This window comes from Quadrisphaera sp. GCM10027208 (assembly GCF_042658805.1).
Classification (GTDB): Bacteria; Actinomycetota; Actinomycetes; order Actinomycetales; family SCSIO-59966; genus SCSIO-59966.
Genome location: NZ_JBHSRC010000012.1, coordinates 1 through 17677, shown reverse-complemented (window position 1 = coordinate 17677; position 17677 = coordinate 1). Strand labels below are relative to the sequence as shown.

The 17677-nt window shown below is 71.3% G+C and carries 12 protein-coding genes and 1 pseudogene; 9 read left to right on the top strand and 4 right to left on the bottom strand.

What is annotated here, in order from left to right; genetic code table 11:
• Together ACFP6A_RS14105 and ACFP6A_RS14100 are read left to right on the top strand one after the other, a co-directional pair.
• Entirely contained in the window at positions 1-1065 is a 1065-nt protein-coding gene (locus ACFP6A_RS14105; RefSeq protein WP_379604566.1) for an ABC transporter ATP-binding protein, read from the top strand.
• Positions 1062-2195, top strand: a complete 1134-nt coding sequence (locus ACFP6A_RS14100) for an ABC transporter ATP-binding protein (RefSeq protein ID WP_379604564.1) — start codon at positions 1062-1064, stop codon at positions 2193-2195. The genes ACFP6A_RS14105 and ACFP6A_RS14100 overlap by 4 nt, the downstream gene beginning before the upstream one ends.
• Positions 2196-2203: 8 nt before the next feature.
• On the opposite strand, the gene ACFP6A_RS14095 is transcribed toward ACFP6A_RS14100, so the two are convergent.
• Genes ACFP6A_RS14095 through ACFP6A_RS14085 form a run of 3 tightly spaced genes read right to left on the bottom strand, consistent with a single transcriptional unit; the run spans position 2204 to position 6379 of the window.
• Complete coding sequence (locus ACFP6A_RS14095) at positions 2204-4720, bottom strand: ABC transporter permease (RefSeq protein ID WP_379604562.1); 2517 nt, start codon at positions 4718-4720, stop codon at positions 2204-2206.
• Positions 4717-5499, bottom strand: coding sequence for an ABC transporter ATP-binding protein (locus ACFP6A_RS14090; protein WP_379604560.1), 783 nt, complete (start codon positions 5497-5499; stop codon positions 4717-4719). Before ACFP6A_RS14090 ends, ACFP6A_RS14095 begins: the two co-directional genes overlap by 4 nt.
• A gap of 1 nt (position 5500) precedes the next feature.
• Positions 5501-6379, bottom strand: coding sequence for a RecB family exonuclease (locus ACFP6A_RS14085; protein ID WP_379604558.1), 879 nt, complete (start codon positions 6377-6379; stop codon positions 5501-5503).
• A gap of 76 nt (positions 6380-6455) precedes the next feature.
• Here ACFP6A_RS14085 and ACFP6A_RS14080 point away from each other — a divergent pair, with 76 nt between their 5' ends.
• From ACFP6A_RS14080 to arc, 3 genes are all read left to right on the top strand, one after another.
• On the top strand, positions 6456-7610 hold the full coding sequence (locus tag ACFP6A_RS14080) for a site-2 protease family protein (protein WP_379604556.1): 1155 nt from the start codon (positions 6456-6458) through the stop codon (positions 7608-7610).
• Between the two features lie 118 nt (positions 7611-7728).
• Positions 7729-8736, top strand: coding sequence for a tRNA (adenine-N1)-methyltransferase (locus tag ACFP6A_RS14075; protein ID WP_379604554.1), 1008 nt, complete (start codon positions 7729-7731; stop codon positions 8734-8736).
• 8 nt (positions 8737-8744) lie between these two features.
• Positions 8745-10493 carry a proteasome ATPase gene (gene arc, locus ACFP6A_RS14070; protein WP_379604552.1) on the top strand — a complete coding sequence of 583 codons (1749 nt, stop codon included), beginning with the start codon at positions 8745-8747 and terminating at the stop codon, positions 10491-10493.
• 178 nt (positions 10494-10671) lie between these two features.
• Here the strand turns inward: arc and ACFP6A_RS14065 are convergent.
• A pseudogene (locus ACFP6A_RS14065) lies at positions 10672-12090 on the bottom strand (IS1380 family transposase).
• Positions 12091-12293: 203 nt separating this feature from the next.
• On the opposite strand from ACFP6A_RS14065, the gene ACFP6A_RS14060 reads away from it, so the two are divergent.
• The 4 genes from ACFP6A_RS14060 to ACFP6A_RS14045 all read left to right on the top strand — a co-directional run bounded on the left by ACFP6A_RS14060 (position 12294) and on the right by ACFP6A_RS14045 (position 17424).
• A complete protein-coding gene (locus tag ACFP6A_RS14060) occupies positions 12294-13910 on the top strand; it encodes an N-6 DNA methylase (protein ID WP_379604550.1) in 1617 nt (538 codons plus the stop codon).
• A 123-nt stretch (positions 13911-14033) separates the two neighbouring features.
• On the top strand, positions 14034-15320 hold the full coding sequence (locus ACFP6A_RS14055; RefSeq protein WP_379604548.1) for a class I SAM-dependent DNA methyltransferase: 1287 nt from the start codon (positions 14034-14036) through the stop codon (positions 15318-15320).
• Between the two features lie 239 nt (positions 15321-15559).
• A complete protein-coding gene (locus ACFP6A_RS14050) occupies positions 15560-16495 on the top strand; it encodes a hypothetical protein (RefSeq protein WP_379604546.1) in 936 nt (311 codons plus the stop codon).
• Positions 16483-17424, top strand: a complete 942-nt coding sequence (locus ACFP6A_RS14045; protein ID WP_379604544.1) for a hypothetical protein — start codon at positions 16483-16485, stop codon at positions 17422-17424. Before ACFP6A_RS14050 ends, ACFP6A_RS14045 begins: the two co-directional genes overlap by 13 nt.
• Positions 17425-17677: the final 253 nt, after the last annotated feature.

Sequence of the window (17677 nt, the reverse complement as noted above, 5' to 3'; positions counted from 1 at the left end):
ATGTCCACCCAGACCACCCAGACCCGACCCGGCCTGCGCGGCAGCGACGCGCTGCTGGAGATCGAGGACCTCACCGTCACCTTCGGCGGCAGGGGCCGCTCGACGTTCCGGGCCGTCGACGGTGTCTCGTTCTCGGTCCGCCCCGGCGAGGTCGTCGGTCTCGTCGGCGAGTCCGGCAGCGGCAAGTCGGTGACCTCGCTGGCGGTCATGGGCCTGCTGCCACGGCGCGGCGTCGACGTCGGCGGCCAGGTCCTCTTCGAGGGCCGCGACGTGCTGCGGGCCTCGCCGAGAGAGCTCGCCGACCTGCGCGGCCGGGACATGGCGATGGTGTTCCAGGACCCGATGACCTCGCTCAACCCGGTCGTGCCGATCGGGACGCAGGTCACCGAGGTCCTCCTGCGGCACACCGACCTCGACCGCTCCGGCGCCCGGGAGGAGGCCGAGCAGCTGCTGCGCCGGGTCGGCATCCCCGACCCCGTCCGCCGGCTGGGGGAGTACCCGCACCAGCTCTCCGGGGGGATGCGCCAGCGCGCGCTCATCGCGATCGCGCTCGCCTGCAAGCCCAAGCTGCTCATCGCCGACGAGCCGACGACGGCGCTGGACGTCACGATCCAGGCGCAGGTGCTCGAGCTGCTGCGCCAGCTCGTGACGGAGACCGGCACCGCCATGATCATGATCACCCACGATCTCGGGGTGGTCGCCGGGCTGTGCGACCAGATCAACGTCATGTACGCGGGGCGCATCGTGGAGTCCGCCGAGCGCCGCGAGCTGTTCGCCTCGCCGCGGCACCGGTACACCGCGGGTCTGCTGGCCTCGATCCCGCGCATGGACGGCGCCCGGGGCGAGCCGCTGCGGCCGATCCCGGGATCACCCAACGACACCGTGCCGTGGTCCCAGGCGTGCGCGTTCGCACCGCGCTGCGAGGCCGCGGACGACGACTGCGTGCGCCCCGACCTGCCGCTCGACACCGACGAGGTCCACCCGGGGCACGTGGCCCGGTGCGTGCACCCGGTCCCGGTCGACGGTACCGAGCCCACCGTGCCGAGCCCCCAGGAGCACCCATGAGCACGACCACCGGCGCGCAGCCGGCCGCGACCGGGACGGGCGCCGGCTCGGACGACGTCCTGCTGCGGGTGCGGGACCTCGAGGTGCACTTCCCGATCCGCAAGGGCGTCGTGCTCGAGCGGACCGTCGGGGCGGTGCGGGCCGTGGACGGCGTCAGCCTCGACGTCCGCCGCGGTGAGACGTTCGGGCTCGTCGGCGAGTCCGGCTGCGGGAAGTCCACCCTCGGCCGGGCCGTGCTCCGGCTCGAGGAGCCCACCGCCGGCTCGGTGACGTTCGACGGCGTCGAGCTTCGGGACCTCAAGCCCGAGCAGATGCGGCGGATGCGGCGCCGGATGCAGATGGTGTTCCAGGACCCGATGGCCAGCCTGGACCCGCGGCAGAGCGTGCAGAGCATCCTCACCGAGCCGATGCGCCTGCACGGTGAGGGCAGTCGGCGTGACCACGAGGCGCGGGTACGCGAGCTGCTCGAGCTCGTCGGGCTCTCCCGCAACGCGGGCGCGAAGTTCCCGCACGAGTTCTCCGGCGGCCAGCGCCAGCGCATCGGCATCGCCCGGGCGATCGTGCTCAACCCGGAGCTCGTCGTCGCGGACGAGCCGGTCAGCGCCCTGGACGTCTCCGTGCAGGCGCAGGTCATCAACCTGCTGGAGGAGCTGCAGGACCGGCTCGGCCTGACCTACGTCGTCATCGCCCACGACCTGGCCGTGGTCCGGCACATCTCGGACCGGATCGGGGTGATGTACCTCGGGGTGCTCGTCGAGCAGGCCTCCAGCGACGACCTGTACACCGAGCCCCTGCACCCGTACACGCTGTCGCTGATGTCGGCGATCCCGGTGCCCGACCCCGAGGTCGAGGACCGGCGCGAGCGGATCCTGCTCACCGGTGACCTGCCGAGTCCGGCGAACCCCCCGTCCGGCTGCCGGTTCCACACCCGGTGCCCGTTCCGGCAGCCGACCCGCTGCCACGACGAGGTGCCCGCGCTGCGGGAGGTCCGGCCCGGGCACGCGGTCGCCTGCCACTGGGCCGAGGACATCCGGGCCGGGCGCATCCGGGCGGCCGAGTCCTCGCACGACCCGACCGCCCCGGGTGACGTCGTGGACCAGCGCGCGCCGGGCGCCGTCGACCACCCCTGACCCTGCGGCTACTCGGTGGCGATCGCCCGCAGCACGTCGAGCCGGACGGCGCGCACCGCGGGCAGCACGGCCGCGAGGACGCCGATCGCCCCACCCAGGACGAGCACCCCGCCGATCGTGGGCCAGGGCACCGCGAGCACCTCCAGGCCCTCGTCGGCCAGTGAACGCTGCAGGGACACCCCGAGAACGAGACCGAGGACGGCGCCCAGGACGGCACCGAGCAGGGCGGTGAGCACCGACTCGACGGTGACCATCCCGGCCAGCTGCCGCCGCTGCATGCCGACGGCCCGGAGCAACCCGATCTCGCGGGTGCGCTCGATCACGGACAGCGCGAGGGTGTTGACGATCCCCAGCACGGCGATCACCACCGACAGCGCGAGCAGCACGTAGATGAGCAGGAGCAGCTGCTCGGTGGCCTCGGCCTGCGCGGAGACGAACTCCTCGCGGTTCTGGACGGACACCACGACGTACGGGGCGACCACGTCGGTGACGGCGGCGGCGACCTCGGCGACGTCGCGGCCCGGCTCGGTGTTGACGTAGCCGAACAGCTCCGAGCGGTCTGCGGGCGGGACGGCCCGGTCGGCCAGGTCCCGAGGCAGCAGCACCGGGACCCCCACGGCCTGGTTGTCCTCGATCACGGCGCCGACGGTCAGCGGCTGCTGCCCGAGCGTCCCGACCTGCGCCGTGACGGTGTCCCCGACGCCGACGTCGCGGTCCTCGGCGAAGGACGCGGACACCACGACCCGACCTTCCTGCAGGGCGGACAGCGTCCCGGCCACGGGGCGCACGCGCACGCTGTCGGCGAGGGGACCGGGGTCGGTACCGGCGGCCAGGGTGCGCTCTCCGTCGACCGTCAGCGGGACGGCGGAGAGCACGGCGACCGACTCGACGCCGTCGACGGCGGCGACCGCCTCGGTCAGCGTCGCCGGGAAGCCGGTGAACCCGCTGTTGAGGACGAGGTCGGCGGTGACCGCCTCCTCGACGATCGCCCGGGTCGAGGCGGTCGCCGACGCCGACAGCACGGTGATCCCGGTGACGAGGGTGATCCCGACCATGAGGGCGCTGGCGGTGGTGGCGGTGCGCCGCGGGTTTCGCAGGGCGTTCCCGCGGGCCAGCCGGCCGACGGGGCCGCCGGTGGCGGTGAACGGCACCGCGAGGACCCGCAGCACCGGCCGCGCGACGAGGGGCGCCGCTGTCGCCGTACCGAGGAACAGCAGCAGCGAGGCGACCGCGACCGTGACGCCGTCGCCTGACCCGGCGAGCGAGCGCCACAGCAGCCCCCCGCCGGCCACCAGGAGCGCCGCCCCCACCAGGCCCCGGAGGCGCAGGCTCCGCTCGGGCAGGGCGACGTCGTCCCGCATCGCCGCCACGGGTGGGATCCGGGACGCTCGGACGGCGGGCGGCAACGCGGCGAGCACGGTCACCACCGTGCCGACCCCGACAGCAGCCACGACCGTGCGGGGGGCGACGACGAGCCCGCCGGCCAGGGACAGCCCGAACCGGCCCAGCACCGCCTGGAGACCGGCGGCCAGGCCGATCCCGGCGCCGAGGCCCAGCACCCCGCCGACCGCGCCGACGACGAGGGCCTCGACGGCCACCATCGTCACGACCTGCCGGGCCCCGGCCCCCACGGCGCGCAGCAGGGCCAGCTCACGGGTCCGCTGGGCGACGAGCATCGAGAACGTGTTGGCGATGAGGAACGCCCCGACGACGAGGCTGATCCCGGCGAACACGAGCAGGAACGTCGTGACGAACCCGAGCGCCTCGCGGACCGACTCGGTGTCCTCCTCACGCTGCTGGGCCCCCGTCACCGCCTCCGTGCCGGGGGGCAGCACGGCGGCCACGCGGTCCCGCAGGGCGACGGCGTCGGTGCCCGGCTCGGCCCGTACCGAGAACGACGCGACGACGCCGTCGGGGGCGAGCAGGGCCCGCGCGCTGCCGGGTTCCAGGAACACCAGCGTGCTCCCGGGCACGGCGCTGAACCGCACCTCGGCGACCACGGTGACCGGCCGCACCTGGCCGCCCACGACGAGGGTGCTGCTGTCGCCGAGCCGCAGCCCGGAGGCGGCCAGGGTCTCCTCCTCGACGGCGATCTCACCGGGGACGTCCGGCGCTGAGCCGGACACCAGCTCCAGCGCCGGGTCGCCGTCGCTCCAGGCGAGGCCGAGGGTCGGGGCACCGCCGAGGCGGACGGCGGTGCCGTCCGCGCCCACGAGGACGGCCGCCCCGGCCAGGTCCGGCTCGGCCTGCCGGACGCCGTCGACCTCCTCGATGTCGGAGGCGAGGTCCAGCGGCAGCCGGCCGGTGACCTGGCCGCCGCCGGCCGCGTCCGCGGGCTGCTCGGCGCGGACCACGACGTCGGTGCCCTGGGAGGACTGGTCGAGGATGCCGGTGAAGGTCCGGTCCATCGTGTCGGTCAGCACGAACGTGCCGGCGACGAACGCCACGCCCAGGAGCACCGCCAACGCGGTCAGCAGGAAGCGGACGAGGTGGCCGCGGACCGAGCGGACCGCGACCCGGATCATCCGTCCCCGCCGGCGTCCGGCTCGGTGAGGCCGAGCAGCCGCTCGAGGACGGCCTCGGCGGTGGGCCGGCGCAGCTCGCCGACGACTCGGCCGTCGGCGAGGAACACGACCCGGTCGGCGTAGGCGGCCGCGGTCGGCTCGTGGGTGACCATGACGACGGTCTGCCCGAAGTCGTCGACGGACCGGCGCAGGAACCCGAGCACGTCCGCGCTGGCGCGTGAGTCGAGGTTGCCGGTCGGCTCGTCGGCGAACACGATCGCCGGTCGGCTCACCAGGGCCCGCGCGCAGGCCACCCGCTGCTGCTGGCCGCCGGACAGCTCCGTCGGCCGGTGGGTGAGCCGGTCCCGCAGGCCGATGGTGTCGACGACCGTGTCGAACCACGCGCGGTCCACGGCGCGCCCGGCGATGTCGAGCGGCAGCGTGATGTTCTCCGCGGCGGTCAGGGTCGGCACGAGGTTGTAGGACTGGAAGACGAAGCCGATCCGGTCGCGCCGCAGCCGGGTCAGCGCGGCGTCCCGCAGCCGGGCGACCTCGACCCCGTCGACGACCACGCTGCCGGAGGTCGGACGGTCGAGGGCTGCCAGGCAGTGCATCAACGTCGACTTGCCCGAGCCGGACGGGCCCATGACCGCGGTCAGCTCGCCGCGGTGGAGGTCCAGGCTGACCCCGTCCAGGGCGCGGACCTGCGCCGGACCCTGCCCGTACACCTTGACGAGGTCGCGGGTGGCGGCGACCACCGTCGTCCCGGGTCGCTCGGCCGTGGCGGCGTGCCGGCCCACGTCAGGTCTCGTCCCGGCCGGGGGCAGGCACCCGGCCCGCCTCGGCCCCGCCGGCCCGGGCCACGGCGTCCGCCGGCGGCAAGGGCGGGGTCCCGCCGAACGCCGGGCACAGGGCCTGGTGGTGGCACCAGTCGCACAGCCGGCTCGGGGACGCCCGCCAGTCCCCGGTCCCCGCGGCCGTGCGGATCGCCTCCCACAGGGCACGGACCTTGCGCTCGGTGGCGCGCAGCTCGTGCTCCTGCGGGGAGTACCGGACGACCTCCCCGCTGCCCAGGTACACGAGCTGGAGCACCCGCGGGACGACGCCTCGGGTCCGCCACAGCACGAGGGCGTAGAACTTCATCTGGAACAGCGCCTTGGCGACGAACAGCTCCGAGGGCGCCCGCCCGGTCTTGTAGTCCACCACCCGGACCTCCCCGGTGGGGGCGACGTCGAGCCGGTCCACGTAGCCGCGCAGGACGAGACCGCCGTCCAGCTCGGTGCTCACGTACAGCTCCCGCTCGGCCGGCTCGAGCCTCGTCGGGTCCTCCAGGGCGAAGTACCGTTCGACGAGCTCACCGGCCTCGGCGAGCCAGGTGGCGAGCTCCTCGCCGTCGGTGAACATGGCCTCCAGCTCGGGGTCGCCGGCCCGCAGCTGCTCCCACTGCGGCTCCACGAGCGCCCGCGCGGCGCCCACGGTCCGCTCGGCAGCGGGCAGGTCGAACAGCCGCTCGAGCACCGAGTGCACGACGGTGCCGCGCACGGCCGCCGGACTGGGTGGCTCGGGCAGCCGGTCCACCACCCGGAACCGGTAGAGCAGCGGGCACTGCATGAAGTCCGCCGCCCGGGACGGCGACAGCGAGGCCTGTGCGTCGCCGGCGGTAGGAGAGGTGACCGACATGGACGACAGGCTAGGTGGCGCCGCCGACAGGCGGTCACGACACGCGCCGGCGGGCAGGCGCCCGTAGGGTTGAGCGGTGAGCGCGGCAGGGCGGTTGACGCCGGAAGGTCTGCGGATCGGCACCCTGGCCGGGGTGCCGGTGCTCGTCGCGCGGTCCTGGCTGGTCATCGCCGCCGTCGTCACCTACCTGTTCGCCCCGACCGTCGCCGCCAGCGCACCGGGCCTCGGGGCCTGGTCCTACCTCGTCGCGTTCGGCTACGCCGTCCTCCTGCTGCTGTCGGTGCTCCTGCACGAGCTCGCCCACGCGGTCGCGGCCCGGGCCTTCGGGATGCCGGCCACCCACATCGTGATCAACCTGTGGGGCGGTCACACCCAGTTCGAGACGGACGCCGTCCGGCCGGGCCGCTCGTTCGTCATCGCCGTCGTCGGGCCCCTGGCGAACGCCGTCCTCGCCCTGCTGGCCGCGCCGCTGCTGCTCGCCGACCTGCCCGACGTCGCCCGCCTGCTGGTGTGGGCGTTCGTCCTCACCAACGGCGTCGTCGCCGTCTTCAACCTCGTGCCGGGGCTTCCGCTGGACGGCGGCCGGCTGCTCGAGGCCCTGGTCTGGAAGCTCACCTCGGACCGCACCACCGGGACGGTCGTCGCCGCCTGGGGCGGCCGACTGGTCGCCGCGGCCGTCATCGGGTGGGGGCTGCTGCCGCTGCTCAGCGGACGGATCGACCTCGTCCGAGTGGTCTGGGCGGTGCTCATCGGCGGGCTGCTGTGGTCCGGGGCCGGGCACGTGCTGCGCGGCGCGAGCATCCGCCGGCGTGCCCCCGAGGCCACCGTCCACCGGCTCGCGCGCCCGGCGGTGCCGCTGCCCGCGTCCGTGAGCGTCGCCGACGCCCTGGCCGCAGCGGGGGTGTCCCACCCGGCGGACCTGGGGCGCACGACCGTGCTCCTGCTCGGCGAGGCCGGTCAGCCGGTCGGCGTCCTGGACCCGGGTGCCGCCTCCCAGGTCCCCCCCGAGCGCCGCGCATCCGTGCCGGCGTCGGCGGCCGCCCGCGCCTTCGCCGACGGCGTGGTGCTCGACGTCCGGCTCGGCGGGGAGGAGCTGCTGCGACTGCTGGGGACCCTGCGCGGTGAGGAGTGGCCGGTCCGGGACGAGGCCGGCCACTGGGTCGGTGTGCTGCGCGGCGGGGACGTCGTCGCTGCGCTCGTCGGCAGTCGCCCGGCACGCCGCCGCCGCTGACCCTGGTCCACCGCAGTCCCTGGTCCACCGCAGTCCCAGGTCCACCGCAGTCCCTGGTCCACCGCAGTCCTCACAGCGACGGCGGCCACGACCCCGCTGCCGCCTAGACTCCGCCCCCATGCCGACCGGAGCCGACGTCCGCCGCGGCCCGCTGCGCGCGGGGGAGCGGGTCCAGCTCACCGACCCCAAGGGACGCCTACACACCATCACCCTGACCCCCGGGAGGGACTTCCACACCCACCGCGGGTCGTTCGCCCACGACGACGTCATCGGCCGGCCCGAGGGCTGGGTGGTCACCGCCACGAACGGCACCGAGTACCTCGTGCTGCGTCCGCTGCTGTCGGACTACGTGCTGTCGATGCCTCGCGGCGCCGCCGTGGTCTACCCCAAGGACGCCGGCCAGATCGTGCAGATGGGTGACGTGTTCCCCGGCGCCCGGGTGGTCGAGGCCGGCGTCGGGTCCGGTGCGCTGTCGATGTCGCTGCTGCGTGCCGTCGGGGACGAGGGGCACCTGCACTCCTTCGAGCGGCGCGCCGACTTCGCCGACATCGCCCGCGGCAACGTCGAGGCGTTCTTCGGGGGACCGCACCCGGCCTGGCAGGTCACGGTCGGGGACCTCGCCGAGGAGCTGCCGGCGGCCGAGGAGCCCGGCAGCGTCGACCGGGTCGTCCTGGACATGCTCGCCCCCTGGGACTGCCTGGACGCCGCGGCCGGCGCGCTGGCCCCCGGCGGCGTCCTCGTCGCCTACGTCGCCACCGTGACCCAGCTCTCCCGGCTGGCCGAGGACGTCCGCGCCGACGGTCGGTACACCGAGCCGGCCGCCTGGGAGTCGATGGTCCGCGGCTGGCACCTGGAGGGGCTGGCCGTGCGGCCCGACCACCGGATGGTCGGGCACACCGGGTTCCTGCTCACCACCCGGCGGCTCGCCGAGGGGGTGCGGCCCCCGCAGCGCCGGCGCCGCCCCGCCAAGGCCGCGGTCGGCCCGGACGGCGGGCTGCTCACCGGGCAGTGGACACCCGAGGACGTCGGGGAGCGGCCGGTCAGCGACAAGAAGGTCCGCCGGGTGCGGCGGGCGGTCGGGCCGCCCGGCGAGTCCGGCGCCCCACGGCAGGACCCGGCGAGTTAGGCTCGAGCATGGCTCGAGAGCACGACGTCCCCAGGGAGAACAGCTCGCTGCTCGGCCGCCGGGTCGAGGCGCTCCAGGACGAGGTCGACGCCCTGCGTCGCCGCCTCGCCGAGAGCCCGGCGCGGGTGCGCGAGCTCGAGGACCGGCTGCGCGCCGTCCAGGCGGAGGCCCAGCAGCTCGCCGTCCGCAACGAACGGCTCAGCCGGACGCTGACCGAGGCCCGCGACCAGATCGTCACCCTCAAGGAGGAGGTCGACCGGCTCGCCCAGCCCCCGAGCGGCTACGCCACCTTCCTCACCGCCCACGACGACGGCACCGTCGACGTCGTGCAGTCCGGCCGCAAGATGCGGGTCGCGGTGAGCCCCGCCGTCGACGTCGAGTCGCTCGGCACCGGCCAGGAGGTGATGCTCAACGAGGCGCTCAACGTCGTCCGGGCGGCCTCTTTCGAGCGCACCGGGGAGATCGTCACCCTCAAGGAGGTGCTCGACGACGGCCGGGCCCTCGTCGTCGCCCACACCGACGAGGAGCGGGTCGTGCGGCTGGCCGCGCCGCTGCTCGAGCAGCGGCTGCGGGTCGGTGACGCGCTGACCGTGGACACCCGCGCCGGGTACGCCTACGAGAAGGTGCCCAGGGCCGAGGTCGAGGAGCTCGTGCTCGAGGAGGTCCCCGACATCGAGTACGAGGACATCGGCGGTCTGGGCAGCCAGATCGAGCAGATCCGGGACGCCGTCGAGCTGCCGTTCGCCCACCCGGAGCTGTTCCGCGAGCACGGGCTCAAGGCGCCCAAGGGCGTGCTCCTGTACGGCCCGCCAGGGTGCGGCAAGACGCTCATCGCCAAGGCCGTCGCGCACTCGCTGGCCAAGCAGGCCGCCGACCGGCTGGGGCTCAAGGAGGCGAAGAGCTACTTCCTCAACATCAAGGGTCCCGAGCTGCTCAACAAGTACGTCGGGGAGACCGAGCGGCACATCCGGCTGATCTTCGCCCGGGCCCGGGAGAAGGCCTCCGAGGGCACTCCCGTCGTCGTGTTCTTCGACGAGATGGAGTCGTTGTTCCGCACCCGCGGGTCGGGGGTGTCCTCCGACGTCGAGACGACGATCGTGCCGCAGCTGCTCGCCGAGATCGACGGCGTGGAGCGGCTGGAGAACGTCATCGTCATCGGTGCGTCCAACCGGGAGGACATGATCGACCCGGCGATCCTGCGTCCCGGCCGACTCGACGTGAAGATCAAGATCCAGCGGCCGGACGCCGAGAGCGCCCGGGACATCTTCAGCAAGTACCTGACCCCCGAGCTGCCGTTGCACCCCGACGACGTCGCCGAGCACGGCGGCTCGGTGCAGGCCACCGTCGACGCCATGATCCAGGCCACCGTGGAGCGGATGTACGCCGAGAGCGAGGAGAACCAGTTCCTCGAGGTCACCTACGCCAACGGCGACAAGGAGATCCTGTTCTTCAAGGACTTCAACTCCGGCGCGATGATCCAGAACATCGTCGACCGGGCGAAGAAGCAGGCGATCAAGCAGTTCCTCACCACCGGGCAGAAGGGCCTGTCGGTGGACCACCTGCTGACCGCGTGCGTCGAGGAGTTCAAGGAGAACGAGGACCTGCCGAACACCACCAACCCCGACGACTGGGCCCGGATCTCCGGCAAGAAGGGCGAGCGGATCGTATACATCCGCACGATCATCCAGGGCAAGGACGGCACGAAGGGTCCCGGCCGGTCCATCGAGTCGGTCAACGGCACGGGGCAGTACCTCTAGCCCCCCCTAGCCCGGATCTTTCATCCCACCGGGGTTGGTCATGGCGCTGCGGGTCGTGACCGCGGCGTGGGGTGATTCTGGCAGGAGGGTGTGACAGCGGCCCGAGTGTCGTCTCGGGTGGTCGCCGGTTCCACTGGCCGGTGGGGTCCTTGGGTCGTCGGGACGGGCGGGCCGGCGCTCACCCGGGGGCGGCGAGGGCACGGAGTTGGCGGATGCCGTCGTCGAGGAGGTGTCCCCAGGGGCGCCGTCGTCTTGACGTGCAGGATGACCCGGCGGCCGGTGCGTGCCAGGGTGGCCGGGACGGTGAACAACCGCAGTCGTAGCCGTTTGGGCTCCCAGCGCCGTGGCGTCGTGCCCGGTGAAAGCCAGCATCTGCATCCACGCGGTGAGCTCCGCGGCGAGAGCGACGATGGCGCACCAGATCTGGTTCTGCGCGACGTCGTGCAGCGGCAGGTTCGCCAGACCGGTGTCCTTGGCGCAGCGGATGCGGTCCTCGGCGCGAGCCCGGCGGCGGTGCCGCAGTTCCAGGTCGGCCAGCTGGGTGCCCAGGCCGCCGGGGCCGGTGTTGGTGGCGAACGCGGTGATGCGGTGCCCGTCGACGTCGGTGATGCGCAGCTGCGCGCCGGGGTGCGGGCGTTCTTTGCGGATGATGACCCGCATGCCTTTCGGCCACGTCGACAGATCCAGCAGACCGGTGACCTCGGTGACCCAGGCTCCATCGCGGACGTCACCGTCGCCGTCGTCGGCGGGGGTCCACGCCTGCTTCGGAATCAGCTTCACAGTCGGCTCGAAGTCGGCCGGCAGGGTGAACCCGACCGAGTACGACAAGCGTTGGGACACGACCCAGTTCAGGAACTCGTGGGTGGCCCCGGCGGCGTCGGTGCGGATCAGCACCGTGCGCCCGGCCCGGGTGCCCTTGTGGTGGGACGGCAGCTGCCGCAACGCCTCGCGGGTGACGGTGATGTGGTCGGCGGCGGTGTTCGAACCGGCGTTCCCGGGCCGCAGCAGCACCGACAGCGGCTCCCCGGTCCCGTCGGCCCCATGGTCGACGAACGAGCACAACGGGTGGAAGCCGTATCCCCGCTTGAAGGTCGGCGCGGCGGACTCCATCTCGCTGTGCGACGTGACCAGCGTGGCGTCCAAGTCGATGACCAGCGGCCGGTCCCTGCTGGTGCCGGCGTCCGGAGCATGCCTGCCGGCCAGCCGCCACGCCGTCGTGCGCGCGACCTGCCGCGCCGCATTGACCGCCTTCAGCGCTGCGGGGGCGTCCTGGGCCAGCGCGCTGATCGTCCGTGACACCGTCGGGTCCGACGCGACCGGGCCGTACACCTCAGGTGCGGCGCGCAGCACCGCGACGTCGGCCAGGCAGTCCCCGCCGAGCACCAGGCTGACCGCCAGGTCCAGCACCACCTTGGCCGGATCGCGGATCGCGGATCGCCAGCGGCTTGCGCCACGGCGCCAGCGCCTGCGACAGCGCCGCATCCAGCCCGGTCGCGGCGACCGTCTCGGTGATCACCGCCCCGCCGCCATACCCGACCCCACCGGTACCGGTCGTGTCGACGTGGAGACGCGGATAGAACCGGCTACGCTGCTTCACCTGAGAGGTGCTCCTCCATCTGGAACGCGTGGACCTTCGACAAGCCACATCATCCCAGGTCAGGAGCACTTTTCATGTGATGAACGCGCCGTCAGGCCGGACCGCGACGAAAGCGCCGGGCTAGGGTCGCTGTTGCGTCCGAGGAGAGAGTGTGTCATCCTGCTCGGCTTTTTCCGATTCACCGTCTAAGAGGGAGACACCTAGTGGCACGCCAGGCCAAGAAGGCACCTGTCAAGTCGCTGGAGCAGCGGCTGTGGGACGCGGCTGATGCGCTCCGCGGCAATCACGAGCCGTCGGAGTACAAGCACGTCGTCCTCGGCCTGGTCTTCCTGAAGTACATCTCCGATCGGTTCGAGGCCAGGCGCCAGGAGATCAACGACGAGCTCGCGGCCGACGGCATCGCCGAGGGCAAGCGCGAGCGCTTCCTCGAGGACCGCGACGAGTACCGCAGCCACAACGTTTTCTGGGTGCCGGCCGAGGCCCGCTGGCAGAGCATCCAGGCCAAGGCCAAGCTCCCCGAGGTCGGCCAGGTCATCGACACGGCGATGGACCTGATCGAGAAGGAGAACCCGGTCATCCGCGGTGTCCTGCCGCGCAACTACGGACGCGAGAGCGTCGACAAGGGCCGCCTCGGCCAGCTCGTCGACCTCATCGGCTCGATCGGCTTCACCGAGACCGACGACCATGGCAGCGACGACGTCCTTGGGCGTGTCTACGAGTACTTCCTCGGCCAGTTCGCCGGCAAGGAGACCGGCAAAGACGCGGGTGCGTTCTACACGCCGCGCAGCGTCGTCAAGACCCTCGTCGAGATGCCGGAGCCGTTCCACGGCCGCGTCTTCGACCCGGCCTGCGGCTCGGGCGGCATGTTCGTGCAGTCGGCCGAGTTCGTGAAGGCCCACGGCGGGAAGCGCACGGACATCTCTGTCTACGGGCAGGAGTACACCGACACCACGTGGAAGCTCGCCAAGATGAACCTCGCCCTGCGGGGCATCGAGGCCGACCTTGGCGATCGCTCAACTGACACCTTCACGCAGGACCTTCACCCGGATCTCCGGGCTGACTTCATCATCGCCAACCCGCCGTTCAACGTCTCCAACTGGTGGGACGCCAAGTTGCAGGATGACCCGCGGTGGAGGCTGGTCGAGGACGGGGTACACGCCTCAGTCTTCGACGAACGCAGTGCGGGGCTCAGGATGTTCGTCGCGTTAACCGCCTTCCTCGCGGCGCGCGACAGCGGACGACCGACGATCCTCCTGATCGATGAGGCCGAGACCCATCTGCACATCGACGCCCAGGCCGACCTGGTGCAGATGTTCGCCAAGCAGGGCAAGGCCGACAAGGTCATCTACACCACGCACTCGCCGGGTTGTCTGCCCGCCGACCTTGGGGTGGGTATACGGGAGCTCGACTTCCAAGCTGCGAAGGTGGCCTTTCTCGTCGATGGAGACGGTGGGGGTGAGCGGCTCGCCAATGCCATCGGGAGAGCGATCCCCGAAGATCGGATCGTCACTCTCGATGCTCAGGGGATCGAGAACACCCTGGACCCCGTCTTCTACTGCGACACCTTTCTGGAGCTTCTGCGGGACCTGAACCCGGACGTCACTATTGGTAAGCCGCCCGCGCTCCCCGAGGCCACCGCTGCCCCTTGGGCCATGACGCTGGGGAACTGGGCCGACGATCACGGGTGGCGCGCACCCTCCAAGCAGGAGAGCGCAAACTATCTCATCGAGCACGACGAGGTGGCGTTGAGCGCGCACGGCGCGCTGGCTTTGAAGCAGGCTCACGCGGCATTACTGGCGGCATTGGGGCTCAAGACGTGACGCCCATCGAGCACCCCGTCGCGCGGCGCAGGGCTTTTGACGTCATCTGCTATTCGACTTCGCCGGCCCGGTTTCGCCGTGATATGTTCCGCGGCTCGCTTGGACCAGAAGGGAGGGAATCGAATGGCTAACGAAGCATCCAGCAACGCTGAGATTCGTGCTGCGTTGAGGGCGGCTGGCTACGAGCTGATCCAGTTTGAGCCCCGACTCGAAGGCAGTTCGAAGTACCGTCCCGACGTTCTGGCTTTCGCTTCGAACGGGCAGGGCGACCTGGTGCCCTGGCTTGTTGTTGAAGTGAGGAAGGGGCCGATGAAGACCCCTGAGCTTGCGCTTCCAGCCCTCACGCAGGGGCGGGAACTGCTCGGCACCGTCGAGCACTACGCGGTCGTCAATGGGCAGTGGTACCGGGCGGATCGCAGCCTGCGGTCGTTCGAGCCTGTCCCGGGACCGAAGCCGCTGGCGAACGGCGCCAACGGGTTCCTGACGGACCCCGCGCTCGTGACGTCCCTTCTCATCGACAAGCTGTGGTTCGAGGCAGACAAGGCGCGGATGAGCGGCGCCCGGGTCGACAATGCCTTCCCGCCGGTCGATCTCATCGCTGAGACGACGCTGCCTGGAATCGAGACGGCCAGCGGTGGCTTCGTGCCCGTGCGGCCAGACGTTCTCTGGCAGGCGCGGCGCCGGGCCTTGTCGGCATTTGCCGCTCGGTCGCGACACGGTGGCCAGCAGGCGTCAGACCCTGTGATCGCCGAGGCAGTGGCCCAGCTTCTCGGATCGAAGGTTGGCGGCACAGTCCTCGACCCCTTCTGCGGGACCGGATCGTTCCTCTGGGCCGTCATGGATCGAGCCGCGCAGCTCGACGGCCCCGCCGAGTTCATTGGCCGTGATATTGATGCCAACTTGGCGGCACTCGCATCGGAAATCGGCCGGACTGCTCCGATGTTGACCTTCGTCGAGGCCGGCGACGCCTTCCGCTCTGAGCTACCCGAGGCAGATGCCATCGTGACGGCGCCGCCGTTCGGTGGCCGTGTTGAGGATCGGTGGTCCCTCCTCAACGGCGGGTCGACTTCCGAACACGAGATCGCCGCGATCGATCTGTGCCTGCGCCATCTCCGTCCGGGCGGTCGCGCCGTGTTCCATCTGCCGAGCGGGTTCACGTTCCGTCACTCGTCGGAGTCCTACCGGCAGTTCCTGGCCAGTGAGTTCCGCGTCGCGGCTCTCATCGGGCTTCCGGCCGGCACGAGTCCCGGGACGAACATCCGAACGGTGCTCCTAGTGGTCGATCGGGACGAGCCGGGCGAGACCTTCGTCGCGCAACTCGGCGACGACTGGCGGACCCAGCTCACGGGCGAGGGCACCGTGGTGCGTGCCGCGCTGGGTCACATCGACGGCCTCCCGGAGAGCGACTAGCGATGCCGGAGGCACACGCACTCCTCGACCTTCGCCGTGAACTGAACTGGGATCCGGCCCGACTGACCGCCGAGGCATTCAGATGGCCTCGCAGCGAGCACCTCGTCCCTCTCCACGAGCTGGCGAACCGCCTGGCGCCCCGCTCGTTCGCTGAGGCGGGAGCCCCAGTCATCACGCCCCAGAGCATTGACGGGTCAAGCGGCTCGGTGCGCCGCCGCAGTCGCAAGTACCAGGGGTCGGTGTTCCAGATCGGCGCAGAACTCCGCAACGGCGATGTCCTGATGCCCAGGCTGGGCTCGGGGCCGACGCTCCTGGTCTCCGATCGTCTGGCCGGAGCGCTGGTGTCCGCACGGTACGCGGCCCTTCGGCCGGTCGAACGGGAGTTGGGGCTCTGGCTATGGGCGCTGCTCGGCAGCGAGAGTGGTACGCGGCTGCGGAGCAGCCTGTCGCGAGGCGACGCGGTCACCCACATCGATGCAGTTGCACTCCTTGAGGCGGCTGTGCCGGTGCCCCCGCTCGCGGTGCGTCGGAACCTTCTCGACCAGTTGGCGGAGCTGGAGCGCACAACCCATACGGAGGAAGAGGAACCATCCGAGACGTGGTGGCACACCACAGATCTACGCGCGGTGCCCTGGCGGATCGCACTCGCAACGCCTGACCGCAGCCCACTTGAGGACGGAGCCCCGCTCGGGCTCCTCTGCGGACAGATCTCCCGGGGGCGGGAGACTCGCCGCCACGCGCTGACCGAACCTGCGCCGGATTATCTGCCCGTTGCCGACGTTTCTGTGCTCGGCGGAAAGGCACCACGACGCTGGATGCCAGTAGCCGACACAGTGCCATCCGTCATCGCACGTCCCGGCGACCTGATGGTTGCCGGCATCGGGAACTACGCCTACGCAACCGTTGTCGAGCATGAGTTCATCGCGGACCAGCATGTGTTCGTCCTGAGGCTCCGCGACGTGACGAGCGGTCCGGCTATTGCCGCCTACCTCAACAGCCAGCGGGGTTATCGGGTTCGCCAGATGCTCCTGACCGGGTCCACCATCCCGAACCTGCGTGCGGCGGATCTGGCCGCCATCCCCATTCCCGACGACGCTCTCCGCGCTCCTGTTGAACACGAGGCCCCGCCTCTTCCCCTTGCCCGCCGGTTGGAGAACGTGCTGTGGGGGAACTGACCTGCACGTTGTCCGCGCTCGTATTCGCCGAACTCTACGACCTGCTTGCGAAGGAACGCAGATGGCGTGAGTCGCTGGACGACAGGCTCGCCGAGCTGGGGTACGACGGTGACTGGCTCGACGATGCCTCAGCGTCCTATCTCGCCAAGTGGGAGTACGACGCCCAGTACATCGATCCGGCCTCCGCCGAGGGCTACGCCCTATCCGTCGAGCACGCCGTCTTGGCGACATGGATCCTCGCTGGCCTGCGAAACGAGGGCGATTCGTACCAGCTCTCGGCTGACCTGCGAGACGCGGTCATGAAGCGCCTCGCGGTCGACGCGCCATCGCTCGCCGGTCATAAGCCACGGTCCATGGCCCCGATCATCCGCGGCTGGACCCTCGGGCTCGTCGCCGGCACCTTCGATCCTTCGGTCCCTGTGGTGCCGGCGGTTTTCCCCCAGGACGAGCACATCACTGGCGCGTATAGGGGTCTCGTTGAGCACGTCCTTCACCTCGGCGATCTCGGCGAGACTTGGCCGGAACTAGTTGGCACCGCCCTCTACGTGCGGACCGGGGGCCTGGCCGAGGCGCTTCGTCCAGCGCCACCACCACCGCCAAACCGGGGGCTCAGTTACTCCATCAACACGCTCGTCGCGGAGTCCCAGCGACAGGTGCCGATGCACATCTTCAGCAGGCTGAGCTCGAACTTCGCCAAGTGGGTGGGACGCCGCAACGTCCTCACGCACGTCAAGCCCGCGGAGGACGGTACGACGTTCGCTGACTCCGCGGCACTCGTGCGTACGTGGGACCAGATCGAGTTGACCGTCACGGGCATCACCCAGTTCATCTGCCAAGAGGTCTCGCTCGAACTCTTCGACTCGGTGCCGGGGGCTCTGCGCACCGATCCGTGGGACTACCTGAAGCGGGAGATCCAAACGGAGTGGTGAAGGGAGCGCTTCTGTCGGCCCAACGCGGTATCAATGGCGTGCAGCCTGCCGCGTCAGGCTCCGTAGCGTTCGCTGGCGGCAGAGGAAGAAGGCTCGATGACCACCGTTGACCAGCAGATCGAGAGCGCCGCAAGCGCGATCTCCTCCAACATTGCGGGCTCTTCACGATTGAGGGTGTAGTCGCGGTCTGAAGCCTCCGGTCTCGAGCAGGGACCGCGCGATGTAGTTGGTCAGGTTGCGGAAGCCGAGGGCG